13 protein-coding genes and 1 pseudogene are annotated in these 12960 nt (G+C 51.8%); 8 read left to right on the forward strand and 6 right to left on the reverse strand.

Annotated features, from left to right (window positions below):
- Window positions 1-291 precede the first annotated feature (291 nt).
- Window positions 292-1320: a DUF3089 domain-containing protein gene (locus B036_RS0126500; protein WP_052334008.1), complete on the forward strand. Its 1029-nt coding sequence runs from the start codon at window positions 292-294 to the stop codon at window positions 1318-1320.
- Between the two features lie 15 nt (window positions 1321-1335).
- Here B036_RS0126500 and B036_RS33815 read toward each other — a convergent pair.
- The 5 genes and pseudogenes from B036_RS33815 to B036_RS0126515 all read right to left on the reverse strand — a co-directional run.
- A pseudogene (locus tag B036_RS33815) lies at window positions 1336-1476 on the reverse strand (sugar O-acetyltransferase); the annotation flags it as partial.
- On the reverse strand, window positions 1475-1888 hold the full coding sequence (locus B036_RS34495) for a hypothetical protein (protein WP_319922333.1): 414 nt from the start codon (window positions 1886-1888) through the stop codon (window positions 1475-1477). The gene B036_RS34495 and the pseudogene B036_RS33815, both read right to left, overlap by 2 nt.
- Complete coding sequence (locus tag B036_RS31280) at window positions 1800-2804, reverse strand: flavin-containing monooxygenase (RefSeq protein ID WP_264758381.1); 1005 nt, start codon at window positions 2802-2804, stop codon at window positions 1800-1802. The genes B036_RS34495 and B036_RS31280 overlap by 89 nt, the downstream gene beginning before the upstream one ends.
- Window positions 2805-2882: 78 nt before the next feature.
- A complete protein-coding gene (locus tag B036_RS31285; protein WP_020571757.1) occupies window positions 2883-3302 on the reverse strand; it encodes a CBS domain-containing protein in 420 nt (139 codons plus the stop codon).
- Window positions 3303-3578: 276 nt separating this feature from the next.
- On the reverse strand, window positions 3579-4394 hold the full coding sequence (locus tag B036_RS0126515; protein ID WP_020571758.1) for an MlaD family protein: 816 nt from the start codon (window positions 4392-4394) through the stop codon (window positions 3579-3581).
- A 343-nt stretch (window positions 4395-4737) separates the two neighbouring features.
- On the opposite strand from B036_RS0126515, the gene B036_RS0126520 reads away from it, so the two are divergent.
- The gene (locus B036_RS0126520; protein ID WP_020571759.1) at window positions 4738-5550 is read left to right on the forward strand and encodes an SH3 domain-containing protein; all 813 of its coding nucleotides are present in this window, start codon (window positions 4738-4740) and stop codon (window positions 5548-5550) included.
- A gap of 150 nt (window positions 5551-5700) precedes the next feature.
- Here B036_RS0126520 and B036_RS33820 read toward each other — a convergent pair whose 3' ends face one another.
- Window positions 5701-5856 (reverse strand): hypothetical protein, encoded by a 156-nt coding sequence (locus B036_RS33820; protein ID WP_157472482.1) that lies wholly within the window; start codon window positions 5854-5856, stop codon window positions 5701-5703.
- Window positions 5857-5862: 6 nt separating this feature from the next.
- On the opposite strand from B036_RS33820, the gene B036_RS31290 reads away from it, so the two are divergent.
- From B036_RS31290 to B036_RS0126560, 6 genes are all read left to right on the forward strand, one after another.
- Window positions 5863-6477, forward strand: a complete 615-nt coding sequence (locus tag B036_RS31290) for an amidohydrolase family protein (protein WP_020571760.1) — start codon at window positions 5863-5865, stop codon at window positions 6475-6477.
- Window positions 6478-6761: 284 nt separating this feature from the next.
- Window positions 6762-8285: a lysine--tRNA ligase gene (gene lysS, locus B036_RS0126535; protein ID WP_020571761.1), complete on the forward strand. Its 1524-nt coding sequence runs from the start codon at window positions 6762-6764 to the stop codon at window positions 8283-8285.
- 79 nt (window positions 8286-8364) lie between these two features.
- Window positions 8365-9168 (forward strand): prolipoprotein diacylglyceryl transferase, encoded by an 804-nt coding sequence (gene lgt, locus B036_RS0126540; RefSeq protein WP_020571762.1) that lies wholly within the window; start codon window positions 8365-8367, stop codon window positions 9166-9168.
- Between the two features lie 178 nt (window positions 9169-9346).
- Window positions 9347-10372 carry a helix-turn-helix domain-containing protein gene (locus B036_RS0126545; protein WP_020571763.1) on the forward strand — a complete coding sequence of 342 codons (1026 nt, stop codon included), beginning with the start codon at window positions 9347-9349 and terminating at the stop codon, window positions 10370-10372.
- Between the two features lie 414 nt (window positions 10373-10786).
- Window positions 10787-11221 carry a nuclear transport factor 2 family protein gene (locus tag B036_RS31295; RefSeq protein WP_020571765.1) on the forward strand — a complete coding sequence of 145 codons (435 nt, stop codon included), beginning with the start codon at window positions 10787-10789 and terminating at the stop codon, window positions 11219-11221.
- Window positions 11222-11267: 46 nt separating this feature from the next.
- Window positions 11268-12932, forward strand: a complete 1665-nt coding sequence (locus B036_RS0126560) for a serine hydrolase domain-containing protein (protein WP_020571766.1) — start codon at window positions 11268-11270, stop codon at window positions 12930-12932.
- Window positions 12933-12960 lie beyond the last annotated feature (28 nt).

Raw genomic sequence — 12960 nt, forward strand, 5'->3', positions numbered from 1 at the left:
AGAAACCGGCTACATATTTTGCTGCTTTTATCCCTCTCACGGCACCTGCGGCCGCGCCCACAAAGAAGAAATGCCGGTCACGAACGGATACTCCGGAGGAACTTTTTCCAATAACTCTTCGTTCTAACAGCAGCTGAACCCATTATGACCAGCAGGGAATCAAGTTGCCTGTTTGTCGCCAACATTCCATTCCTCATGACACTCTTCCTCATCGCTCTTCTGGGCATCGCAGTTGTTTATTTCGTAAATAGTGAAGGTGCCAGCCAGTAAATAAATCCCGAATTAGTGCTTATGGCCCTTCGTTTTTCAAGCTTTTTGCTGCTCACTTCTTTGTTAGTGGCTTGTGGAAGTATACCCTCTATTCCGGCTTCGACAGATTTTCCGGTGCCAGATCCGCCAAATTATTCCCAGGCCCGGTACTGGGCCGCCAGCCCTTTTGCCGATGACCCGGCCGACCGTACTCCAGGCACGAATCTCGAGGATCAGCAACTGACCGCAACTGCCGACGTCTTCTACCTTCATCCCACCATCTATTTCAAAACCCGCAAGGACAACGAATTCTGGAATGCAGATTTGAACGACCGTAAACTCAACACTTCCGTCGACGAGGCAGCCATGCTTAACCACGCTTCGATTTTTAATGCCGCTGGCCGTGTTTTTGCCCCCCGCTACCGCCAGGCTCACATCAAAGTGTTTTACCCTGAGGGGCGAACGGTAAGCCGGCAGGCGCTTGATACGGCTTACACGGACGTACTTGCTGCATTTGACCACTACCTCGCCACCTGGAACCAGGGCCGCCCCATCATCATCGCCAGTCACAGCCAGGGAACCACCCATGCCAAACGGTTGATCGCCGACCGGTTCGATGGCAAATCCCTGCGCAGCCAACTTGTGGCCGCTTACCTTGTAGGAATGCCCGTATCTGCGGATGCTTACCAAACTATTCCGGTCTGCGAATCTGCGACCCAAACCGGTTGCTTTGTCAGTTGGCGAACTTACCGCGACGACTTTAAACCGAAACCGGCGTACCAGGACACCGTGCCCAACATCGCCGTCGTTAACCCCTTGAGTTGGACCACCAGCGAACAGCGTGCCCCTCTCTCCCTCAATAAAGGAGGCGTGCTGTATAACTATGAAAAAGGCCCTCTGCCAGAACTCGTTTGGGCCGAACGCCGAGGTGCCGGACTGTTTACCAATAAGCCAAAATTTTTCGGTGACATTCTGTTCAATACCAAAAACTACCACGTTGGTGATTACAATCTCTTCTGGCTCAATATCCGGGAAAACGCCGTGCAACGCGTAACGGCCTTTAGCCGATAAGTGCTTGTTTGGATTTTAGATCACCCGATCAGCGTCCGTAATCTCACGGTTTATCCGACAACCGTTAGCCACGGCGAATACGTTCGACGGGATGTCTCGGGTCACGTCGCTGCCGGAACCAATAACGGTCCTACCTCCGATGGTGACGCCGGGGCTAAACCTTCGCAGTTTGCCGATTTTTTGCCTTGCCAAGCTCTTTGAGCAACCGACGCAAAAACGGATGGTAATGCACCTCGATGGTATGTCGCTTAGAACTGGCAAATTCTTTTTCGATCTGGTCACTGTCTGCTGCGGCCAGTTCCGCCAGGTTAGCGGGCAGTTGGTAGCTGCCGGCGATGTAGGCCGCGGCCAGTTGCGCCTGGGCATCGCTGAGTGGCCAAATGGCACCCTGCGGCTGAAAAAGGCCGATAAAAATCAGGCTCGGGTAATCGGGGTGAAACATCCGGAGGTACAGCGGAATACGATTCGCCTCTTCGTAGTTAACTAACCACCGCTTTGTCGAAGAAAGGGAAAGTGATCTTGTAGCCAGTAGCAGCCACAATGGTATCATACGTTCCCTGGCTGCCATCTTTAAAGGTGACTACGTTCCCGTCAATGTTAGTTACACCGCGCCGTGGGTGCACTTTGCCGTGGCGAATTTTGTAAAGTAACTCAGAGTTGAGTGTCGGATGGTTTTTGGTCACCGGCCCAGTGGGTTCCTCCAGGCCGTATTCCGCGTACCTCCCGACCTGAATGCGAAGGGTTATCTTCTGGCCCAGGCGCGCCAGCCACCCGGGCAGGTACTGAAGGGTTTTGTTGAACGTATCAGATGGTCTCCCCAGGAAGAACTTTGGGATAATGTAATGTGGGCGTCGGATACTGATGTCCACTTTTTTGGCCACCCGACTGATCTCCACAGCACAATCGCAGCCAGAGTTTCCACTGCCGATTACCAGGACGCGCTCATCCGCAAAGGCCTTATTATTTTTATAATCGTGGCTGTGGAGGTAACGGCCCGTAAAGGCTTCGGAAATCCCTGCCGGATGACGTGCCTCATGGTGGTGTCCGTTGGCGGTCAGTAAGTAATTAAACTGTTCCACACGCCCGTTAGCGAGGGTAAGCTCCCAACTTTGGTCAGGCTGTAATTCGGCGCGGGCAACACGGGTGTTGAACCGAATGTACTCCCGCAAGCCGAAATGATCAGCGTAGCTGCGGAAGTAGGCCAGCACCTGGTCATGACTGGGGTAATCCGGATAGTCTTCCGGCATCGGATAATCCAGGTAGGCACTCAACGTTTTTGAGCTGATGATGTGGGTGGTTTCACAAACGGAGCTGTGACTCGGTTCTGTGTTGTAAATCCAGTTTCCTCCCAGATCGCTGTTGGCTTCGAAGCAAACAACGGACAAGTCCTGAGCAAGACAGTTTTTTAGTGCGGTGATTCCGGAGCATCCGGCTCCGATGATGGCGACGGTGGGCATAGAAGCAGGTGTTATTGTCGTTGACATCCGACAATATAGGTTTTTACGATCTCAACCATTTTACCTGGGTAGCAACTTATCCTTCCTTCCGGTTTTTCGTATTGCTTACAGACGATCCGCGTAAAGAATCGGCTGCGGATATTCCTTTTTGAAACTGTACTTAATCACATCAAAGGCGGTAACTACTCCTTTCAGGTCGTTACGGAGGTTAACCACCGGCAAAGTTTTAAACCGGCGGTCCATAAACAGTTCCGCTGCCGTACCTACCTTATCTTTGGGGGCAAGCTTAACTACTGCGGAGGTCATTACATCACCTACGGTGTTTTCCGAACAATTGGGATTGGACCGGCAGTTCTTCCACAAGTCGTAAGTGGTGATCAGGCCAACGAGCTTTCCGTTTTCAACGACAGGAAGTTGCTGTAAGCGTTTACGCTCCATGAGGTTCAGCACCTCGTCAACGGTTTGGTTGGGGGTTACGGTGGTGACCTTAGTGGACATTATCGTACGTACTTCCTCGTTCATCATAGCTCTGGATATTTAAATAAGTCTTTAGCCTGCTGTTAAATTACAAAAAGGATACTTGTTTTGCAAATTTAATTCCGATTCAGTAAAATTTTTCCGCACAAAAAACGTTTAACGACGATTTCGAAAAAATAATACCCCTTCTATTGGCATGTTTAGGCAAATATTTGAGAGGTTTTTGATTGCTGCTTCTGGTGAATCACACCAAGGTAAAAACGCACGGCCCACCCCGGAATGTTCCGGAATGGGCCGTGCGGGAAATGTCTTTCTCCAGGTCGGTTATTCTAAATCTTTAAGGGCTTTTTTCATCTCACTTTTCCAGGCTTTTGAACCCACTTTGTGCCGATTTGAAACGCGTTCCAATGCCTGAACAAAATCCTCCATGTTTCCGTCGAAGTCTTCGGACCACGCATCGATCTCGTCGCTGAATTCCTTGAATTCCACTTCGTTTTCCTTTGACCATCGATCAAGTTTACGGCCAAGTTCTTTGAACTCTTCCTCGTGTTCTTCGGCCCAGGCTTCGGCGGATTCAGCGATCTCTTCGCTGTTTTCCTCCAGCGCTTCGGCCCATTCCTCGATCTCTTCTTCGTGCTCTTCGGCCCAGCGCTCAATACGCTTGCCCCAGCCTTCCGCGCCGGCTTCGAACCGGTTCGCCAGTTTTTCAAGGGTATATTCCAGTTTTTCACCGTCCCTCCCCAGCGTTCGCTCGAGTGCGAGGCCAATGCCCTCGCCCAGACCCTCCAAGCCTTCCAGCAAGTGCTCGCCAAACGGATCTTCAGAGATAGTAGCACCGTCAGCCAGCTGATTTGCGCCAGCTACTGGCCGGTCAAGTTCCAGTTGTAAGCCTTCTGCGCCATGACGAATACTGAACCCCTGATCTTCATAGAGTGCCTCCCTTGTCGAGATTTCAATATTCACGTGCCGGCCTTCAAAACGAACATCCTCTACTTCTCCGACGGCAATCCCCTGGCGGTATACCGGGTCACCAGCTTCGATGCCCCTGGCATCATCTGTTGTTAGGTAATAAGTGTTGCCGCCACAGGCCGTGATAATGGTGGCCAGGATCAGCAGTAAGCAAAAGTTGAGGTAACGCATGTTTGTATAATTGGTGAGTGAACTGCGAAGATGGAGGCAGAAACCCATGGTGTCAAGTAGGTTTCGACGAAGCCGCATACCCGGTCGACGAATAAGGTGGCGCGACTTCAGATTGGTAGAAGATAGATCGATAGAGCAGCCGCAGGCACCATTCACCGCGCGGCACTTTTGCGCTATAGTCAGCAAGCGCAGTGATTTCAGTGGTTCGTGTGACAGCCATTTTTTTCATTACTATCCTCTCAATCGCTTTTAGGCGCGGCCGCAGGTGCAGCAAAGGATTAAAGGAGCAGGGCACCGGATACTGATCGTTTATTGGTACTTTGCCGCAAATAAATTTACCCCGATGAATTCACTGTTGAAAGCTTCGCTGATCTGCCTGGCACTTACCCTTAACGCCTGCGGAGGGAATGAGCCTGCAGCAACGGACACCCCGATAAAACCAACAGACAAAACTACTCAACGGGCAGAATTCGCACCCAAACCTCCAGCCGCCGACAGCTATAATGCAGGTGATTTGCTTTACCCATGGGTAGACCAGCTCAACGTTCGTGAAACACCCAATACCAAGGCTAAAAGAGTGGGGAATGCCGCAAAAGGGCAGCCCGTCACCCTTTCCGGAGAAAAGACGGAGAAAAAGGAAACGATCGTCCTCCGGGGAATTGCCTACGATGATTACTGGCTCAAGGTGACGACAAAAGAAGAGACGGAAGGCTGGGTCTTCGCCGGTGCCCTTAAGCGGGAGGGGGAGTTCAAGGGTAATGAAGTGGTCACCGATACCCGCTTCAAGTTTCAGGCTTTCGGCGATTACGACCTAAGCCAATGGAAGGAAACAGACCGCACTGACGACAGTGGAGGCGACGCCGAATCTACTACGGTCATCTACCAGAAAGATGACCAGGTCCTCAAGATTACCAGGACCGACGTGGGAGAATATGGATACACCAACACTTTCACCCTCACTGACGCAGGCGGTAACCTGCTCAAGGCAAGAGTCTTTACTTTTGAGGTAGACCCTGAACTACTGATTCGCGAAACCGTCATCGACTACCTTTCTATGAAAGAATACGTCCGCAGCCAACCGATGAGCAAACACTTTATGCAGCTGAACGAGCGGCCACAGATGGTAAGTGGGGAATGGAAGGTGACGGAATTATAGCACGAATCCATTCTCCATCCACCATGCTAAAAAAACAACCCCGTTACTCGCTCTAGGCCTTTGTTGGCTCCTCCCTCTGTCTTCCTGTAGCGACGCTCCGCCTGCCGTCGACTTACTCATCATCAACGCCGATATTTGGACGTGCAACGATCAGCAGCCACGTGCCAGCAGCATGGCCATCAGCGGAGACACCATCCTGATGATCAGCAACGAGGCGGCGTTGCAACCAATGGTTAAAAGCGCGAAGAAAGTAGTGGATATGGAAGGGCGCTTCATCCGCCCGGGTTCATCGATAGTCACGTCCACTTACTCATGGGTGGCAACAGCCTACCTAGCGTCGAGTTGCGAGATGCTGGGACCAAGGAAGAATTCACCCACCGGATTGCGGACTACGCCAACACATTAAACTCCGGACAGTGGATTCTCGAGGGCAACTGGGACCACACCCTGTGGGGAGGAGAGTTGCCTCAAAAGGAGTGGATTGATGCCGAAACCAAAGATCACCCAGTGGCGCTTTACCGCCTTGATGGGCACATGATGCTCGCCAACTCAGCGGTCCTGAAGCTGGCTGGCATCGATAAAAACACTGCCGACGTTCCCGGCGGGGAAATCGTACGCAACGCCGATGGCTCGCCTACCGGCGTCCTGAAGGACAACGCCATGAACCAACTCCTGGCGACCATCCCTCCACTCACCTCCGCTCAGAAAAAGGCCGCCATCATGGCGGCAACCGACTATTTCCTATCCCATGGCGTTACCACCGTCTTTGACGTCGACAGCCTGGGGACCTACGAAATTGCGGTGGAGATGAAGGCTGCTGGCGAACTGTCCTTACGCTTAAATCTGGCAGATCCGCTATACCAATGGGAGGGCCTTTTAGAAAAAACCAACGAGAACAATGATTGGCTAAAAACTGGTGCTATCTGAAGACATCACGACCGTTGCTCCCGCAGCCATCCGGGACGTTGAGGTACTGAGCACTTATTTGGGCGGGAGGGTTGTGTTTGAGCAGGAGAAATAATGCTCGGCAAGTATTAGTAAAAGCCCACCCGCCACTGCTCCTCCATCCTCCCCCTGCACCTGCGGCCGCGCCCAAAAAAGCCGCCTTTGCAACCCTTCTGCCCCTTCATGCCGTTCTCCAGCCAAGGCCTTTTACCCCTTCCTCCCTTTCCCCTTTACTCTACGTATCTTCGCCCCCTGAAAATAAGCAAATGGAACGCAGCGAACAAGAACTCGTCCGCCGGGACAACCTGGCAAAAATCCGCGAAATGGGCATTGACCCCTTTCCCGCAGCCACTTTCCCCGTTAGTCATCTCGCCAAAGAAATCAACGCCAAGGCGGAATTCGACGAGGAAAATATGTCGACCAATTTTAAGAAAGTGACCGTGGCTGGCCGTCTGATGGCCCGCCGCATCATGGGCAAGGCTGCTTTCGCCAGTATCCAGGACAGCTCCGGCCGCATTCAGATCTACGTAAGCCGTGATGACATAGCTCCCGGCGAAGACAAGGCGCTGTATAATACCCTGTTCAAAAAGTTACTTGACCTGGGAGATTTCATCGGTGTTACCGGCCACGTATTTAAGACCCGGACCGGTGAGACCAGCATCCACGTGAAGGAATTTACCTTCTTGGGTAAGTCACTACGCCCGCTCCCCGTGGTGAAGACAGATGATGATGGCAATGTATTTGACGGCTTTTCCGACCCGGAACTGCGCTACCGTATGCGCTACGTCGACCTGACGGTGAACCCGCAGTACAAGGAGATTTTCCGCAAGCGGAGCAAGCTCATCACTTCCATGCGCGTCTTCCTCGACGAGATGGGCATGATGGAGGTCGAAACCCCCGCCCTGCAGCCCATGCACGGTGGTGCGGCGGCACGCCCCTTCGCCACCCACCACAATACGCTCGATGTACCAATGTACCTGCGTATCGCTAACGAACTTTACCTCAAGCGGCTGATCGTCGCCGGCTTCGACGGCGTTTACGAATTTGCCAAGATGTTCCGCAACGAGGGCATGGACCGGACCCACAACCCGGAATTCACCGCCGTCGAATTCTACGTAGCCTACAAGGACTACAACTGGATGATGGATACCTGTGAAGCACTCCTCGAGTATTCCGTGAAGGCCGTTAATGGCGAAGGTTCCACAAAAGTGATGGTGGGCGACAACGAAATCGACTTCGCCGGCCCTTACCGCCGCCTGACCATGGCCGACGCCATCATGGAGTACACCGGTGAAGACATCAACGGTGCTGACGAAGAAGCCCTGCGTGCCATCTGCAAGAAGCTCCACATTGAGACCGATAAGACGATGGGCCGCGGTAAGCTGATCGACGAAATTTTCGGTGAAAAGGTGGAAGGATTGCTGATCCAGCCAACCTTTATCACGGACTACCCCGTCGAAATGTCGCCGCTGACCAAGAAGCACCGCAGTAAGGAAGGTCTCGTAGAGCGCTTTGAGCTGATGGTGAACGGTAAGGAGATCGCCAACGCTTACTCCGAGCTCAACGACCCGATCGACCAGCGGGAACGCTTCGAAGAACAGCTCAAACTCGCGGACCGGGGCGACGACGAATCAATGCCAATGGACGAAGACTTCCTGCGTGCACTTGAATACGGTATGCCTCCCACGGCTGGTATCGGCATCGGTATCGACCGACTGGTGATGCTGCTGACCGGGCAGAAGTCGATTCAGGAGGTGTTGTTCTTTCCACAAATGAAACCAGAAAACTAGTTCATAGTCTATAGTTCATAGTCTATAGTTCCGCACTGTAGGCTATGAGCTACCGACTATGAACTATGAACTATAGACTATGGACTTGCTATACATCACCTGGGATGCCTCTCCCGAAATTTTCCGCATCGGCGGCTTCGCTCTCCGTTGGTATGGCCTCATGTTTGCCGCAGGCTTCATGTTTGGTTTCTACATGGTGCGCAAGATGTTCCTCGCTGAAGGTGCGCCGGAGAAGTGGCTCGATTACCTGTTCTATTTCCTGATTGCTGGTACAGTATTGGGCGCTCGGTTCGGGCACGTAGTATTCTATCAATGGGACTACTACAGCCAGCACCTGTCTGAAATCCCGAAGGTATGGGAAGGTGGCCTGGCCAGTCATGGTGGCGTAGTCGGTGTCGTTTTGGCCTTGGCGCTGTTCAGCTATTTCATCAGTAAGAAATCGTTTTTTTGGGTGAGCGACAAAGTCGCTGCGCCAATTGCCCTCGTGGGGGCCATGATCCGTTTTGGAAACCTGATGAACTCGGAGATCGTCGGCATTCCTACCGATAAACCCTGGGGTTTTAAATTTGTCAACGCCGCACGTGTAAGCATGCGCGAGGCCGCACGCCATCCCGTACAACTCTACGAAATGTTGAGTTACTTGCTGGTTTTCGGTATTCTGCTCTGGCTGTACTGGAAGAAAGACGCCTGGAAAAAATCGGGTTTACTGACCGGGCTCTGGTTCATCGGCATCTTCGGCTTCCGCTTCATTTGGGAATACTTCAAGAGCGACCAGGGTGGCTTCGGCGAGGCCCTGACTACTGGCCAATGGCTGAGTGTTCCCTGTGTACTGGCCGGATTGGTAATGGTGATCTTGAGCCGGAGAGGTAGTTCAGTAGTCTAATCGTCTAGTAGCCTCGTGCGGGAGCCCCCACAAGATTACTGAACTACTAGACCACAAGACTATCCAGGGCGCGGCCGCAGGTGCAAAGAAAGGTTTTGAAGCAGGAAGCGGATGCAACGGATGCACCCTGAACTTCGTTATTGTGGTTGAGGGGGAATCCCCGACCTTAGCCTGACTAATGAATTTCCCCGATCAACTGCTTTTCTTTTTTTCTGCCCTGGGTGCCTTCAATGGCTTACTCCTGGCGCTGTATTTGCTGTTTTTTCTTCGTCCGGCAAGACTAAGTAACCGACTCCTGGGCCTGCTCCTGCTAGCGTTGAGTGTTCGGATTGGCAAGTCGGTCTTTTTGTTTTTTAACCGGGAGACGGCACCACTGTTCATTCAAATAGGCCTGACGGCCTGCATCTTCATCGGCCCACTATTATGGGCTTACCTGAAGGTGGAGCGAGATGGGATAAAAAAACTTCCCGCCAGCTGGTGGATTGGCTTTGGGGTGCTGGCTGGCTTCATCGTGGGCTACGGATTGTGGAGACCTTACATGCTGTACCCGGAGAGTTGGAACTGGGAGTTCATCAGCGTCATTTACGGTATATGGGCGCTGGGTGTCCTTGGCGGAGGGGTGGTGCTGTGGCCCCTAATTCGCAAAAAAGAATGGTCAACTATCGACCTTTGGCTCGTAAACGTCTTTGCCGGTAACCTAATCGTCCACCTGGCGTACCGGTTCTCTTCGTACACCAGCTACATCGTTGGAGCTTTGTCGTTTTCTTTTGTTTTTTACCTTTTGGGGTTGTGGTTCATTTTGCAGCGCAGGCAGGCCGGGTTTCTGGTAGAGGATCGCCCGCGCTACGGCGATCGGAAGATCGACGACCATGAAGCTGCGGCCTTACTGGCCCGCTGTAACGCAGCGATGGAGGGGCAGCAACTCTTCCTGCTGGCCAACTTCAAGCTGGACGATCTTGCCCAGGCCGCCGGAAGCACGGCGCACCAAATCAGTCAGCTGTTAAACGACAATCTCGGCCAAAGCTTTGCCACCTACGTACGCGGTTACCGGGTACGGCACGCCCAGGAAAAAATCCTTACCGATGACCACCTGACGCTGGAAGCGATCGGGGAAGAAGCCGGGTTCGGCTCAAAGTCTGCTTTCTATGCAGCGTTCAAGGAAGTAGCGGGGACTACTCCGGCCCGGTACCGGAAGGAACAGTAAGGTGGGGAGTTGTTGGCACGCTTTTTCAGCATAAATATGGAAGAATACAGTTTTGACGCAGCGTATACGTCCAATATTATAATTCTACACTAGTGGACTTGTTGAAAATTAGCGAAAGTCAATGGCTGATCCGAGGTTTGCATAATCAATCTAACCCAGCAAGCCTAAGAGCTTCTTCGAACATACCGCAGTAATAGTCAGGACAAAATACAGCCGGTTGACTCTTGCCCTCTTCCCTTGCTCCTTTACGCTCTTCCTTTGCACCTGCGACCGCGCCAAAGAAAGTCAGCGCGTCAGGGAGCCAAATAGTCAGGGAGTAGTTGTGAAGAAGGCGATGGTAAAATACGCTGGGTCCGGAATGCCAAAACAAAATATACTCAAACCACTGATCTCCATCACCAAACCACCGTACCAATGAAAAAATTACTTCTTTCCACCCTGCTTTTTCTCGCCTGTCTGACTGCCGCCAGCGCGCAGGAACCAACCTCTGACTACGCCCTGGTAGAACAAACCGTAGGCTACTACCTCGACGGTGGTACCAACCGCGATTTCGAAACCCTGAAAAAGGCGTTCCACGAATCCGCTACCATGAAATACATTAGCGGTGATGGTTACACCGAGGTGAATGCCCTGGAGTTTTTCCGTAAAGGAACCAAGCCAGGCCCGAAATCTGACCGCAAAACCCGTGTTGTTGCCATCGACGTTTCCGGCCATGCCGCAACCGCAAAATTAGAGATCGACTACCCCACTTTTACTTTCGTCGACTATATGACCCTGCTCAAAATTGATGGCGAGTGGAAGATCGTGAGCAAGGTGTTTTACCGCCGTGCCGGGACAGTCAAAGAATGAATACGGCCTAAAACAATCTCTTAACGTTCCCAAGAAACCATCCTTAATGATTATTCGACTATTTGGTTGCGCGGCGTTTCTGCTGTGCCTGTCCACTATTTGCCTTGCCCAGCCTTCAGAAGATGAAATTGAAGCCACTGTCGATGCACAATTCTCCCGCTACAACGATAGCACCCCCGGCTTTACCGTGGGGATACTGAAAAAGGGGCGAATGATCTTCAAAAAAGGTTACGGTACGGCAGACCTGGAGCACGGCACTCCCGTTGACCCGGATAAAACTGTTTTCAACCTCGCTTCAGTGTCCAAGCAGTTTACTGTTCTGGCCATCCTTCTCCTGGAGAAAGACGGAAAGCTATCGCTGGAAGATGATGTGCATAAGTACCTACCGACTTTTCCTGATTATGGAAAGCGAATAACCCTTCATCACCTGGCAGCAAATGCCAGCGGAATTCGTGCTGATCTGGAAATGATGGGCATGGCCGGATACACAAATGACGACCTGATTACGCAGGAGATGGTACTGGAGATGATTTTTAGACAGCAAGAACTGAATTTCTCTCCCGGCGAAGAATTCCTCTATTCTAATTCCAACTTTGTTTTGTTGGCGGAAATCGTGGAAAAAGTAGCGAAAATACCTTTTTCAACTTTCCTTAAGCAGCGAATTTTCGATCCATTGGGGATGGCCAATACATTTGTAATGGACGACTACCATCGTTTGGTTCCCCGTCGTGCGTACGCCTATGGCTACAGAAACGGCAGCTACCAGAACGACTTCATTCAGACCAACATAGTGGGGGCTACAGGGGTGTATACCACCCTTACTGATTTTGCTAAATGGGCGCTTAATTTTGAGAAAAACAAAGTGGGCAGCGCCGCTAGTTTTCAAAAAATGAGTACGCCCTACGTACTAAATAACGGGACCGATTCTCCTTATGGCCTGGGACTGTTTGTAAACGAGTACAAGGGCCTGCGACAAATTCACCATGCTGGCGGGACGGGGAGTTACAGGGCCATTATTTCCTCCTACCCGGACCAGGATTTGACCGTCTTGTTAATGAGCAACGACGGCAGCGCTTACATAGCAGGAGAAACGGCAAAAATTGCGGATATGTTTCTGCAAGGCGATTTTCCTCCTACTGCTCCAGTGCAGGTTCCGACTACCGCCGTGGATGTTTCTAATGCCGCACTAAACGCCGTTACGGGAGCCTATTTCAACGACAAAGAATACTACGTTCGTAACATCAACCTCCGGAATGACTCTCTTTTCTATACTCGTCCGGAACAGAATAACCGGGAAAGTTACCTACGTCCAATAGGTAATCAACGCTTTATTCTGGCGGAAACTACGCCGACGCTTTATGTCGACTTCGAAGGAGGCAAAATGGAGGTTTGCACAGGCAAAGACGACAAGAGCGCCTTCTCCAGAATAATTCTTCCCAGCTATTCGTCTGCTAAGCTGAAAGCAATAGAGGGCAACTACTTCAGTGAAGAGCTACAAGCTACTTACGTCCTAAAACTTGTGGACGGTCGACTGATGGTTCATCATCCCCGCATGGCTCCGTTTGCGCTCCAGCCGATAAGCACTGATGGCTTCCTGAGCGAAAGCTGGCGGTTCAATTACTTAAATCTTGAGCGGGGTGACGATGGGGGTATTCAGGGTTTTCGGACATCTTCGACCCGCGTGAGAGGAATAAGGTTCGAGCGCCTGTAGGGGCGCGGCCGCAGGATGCAAAGGGAGG

Source organism: Neolewinella persica DSM 23188, from assembly GCF_000373105.1.
Classification (GTDB): domain Bacteria; phylum Bacteroidota; class Bacteroidia; order Chitinophagales; family Saprospiraceae; genus Neolewinella; species Neolewinella persica.

What these genes read in the sequence shown, in the direction of transcription:
- B036_RS31280 (WP_264758381.1), bottom strand. Translation starts at nt 2,804, where the DNA reads ATGTCAACGACAATAACACCTGCTTCTATGCCCACCGTCGCCATCATC.
- B036_RS0126500 (WP_052334008.1), top strand. Translation starts at nt 292, where the DNA reads ATGGCCCTTCGTTTTTCAAGCTTTTTGCTGCTCACTTCTTTGTTAGTG.
- lgt (WP_020571762.1), top strand. Translation starts at nt 8,365, where the DNA reads ATGGACTTGCTATACATCACCTGGGATGCCTCTCCCGAAATTTTCCGC.
- B036_RS31295 (WP_020571765.1), top strand. Translation starts at nt 10,787, where the DNA reads ATGAAAAAATTACTTCTTTCCACCCTGCTTTTTCTCGCCTGTCTGACT.
- B036_RS0126560 (WP_020571766.1), top strand. Translation starts at nt 11,268, where the DNA reads ATGATTATTCGACTATTTGGTTGCGCGGCGTTTCTGCTGTGCCTGTCC.
- B036_RS31285 (WP_020571757.1), bottom strand. Translation starts at nt 3,302, where the DNA reads ATGATGAACGAGGAAGTACGTACGATAATGTCCACTAAGGTCACCACC.
- B036_RS0126545 (WP_020571763.1), top strand. Translation starts at nt 9,347, where the DNA reads ATGAATTTCCCCGATCAACTGCTTTTCTTTTTTTCTGCCCTGGGTGCC.
- B036_RS0126520 (WP_020571759.1), top strand. Translation starts at nt 4,738, where the DNA reads ATGAATTCACTGTTGAAAGCTTCGCTGATCTGCCTGGCACTTACCCTT.
- lysS (WP_020571761.1), top strand. Translation starts at nt 6,762, where the DNA reads ATGGAACGCAGCGAACAAGAACTCGTCCGCCGGGACAACCTGGCAAAA.
- B036_RS0126515 (WP_020571758.1), bottom strand. Translation starts at nt 4,394, where the DNA reads ATGCGTTACCTCAACTTTTGCTTACTGCTGATCCTGGCCACCATTATC.
- B036_RS31290 (WP_020571760.1), top strand. Translation starts at nt 5,863, where the DNA reads ATGGGTGGCAACAGCCTACCTAGCGTCGAGTTGCGAGATGCTGGGACC.
- B036_RS34495 (WP_319922333.1), bottom strand. Translation starts at nt 1,888, where the DNA reads ATGGCAGCCAGGGAACGTATGATACCATTGTGGCTGCTACTGGCTACA.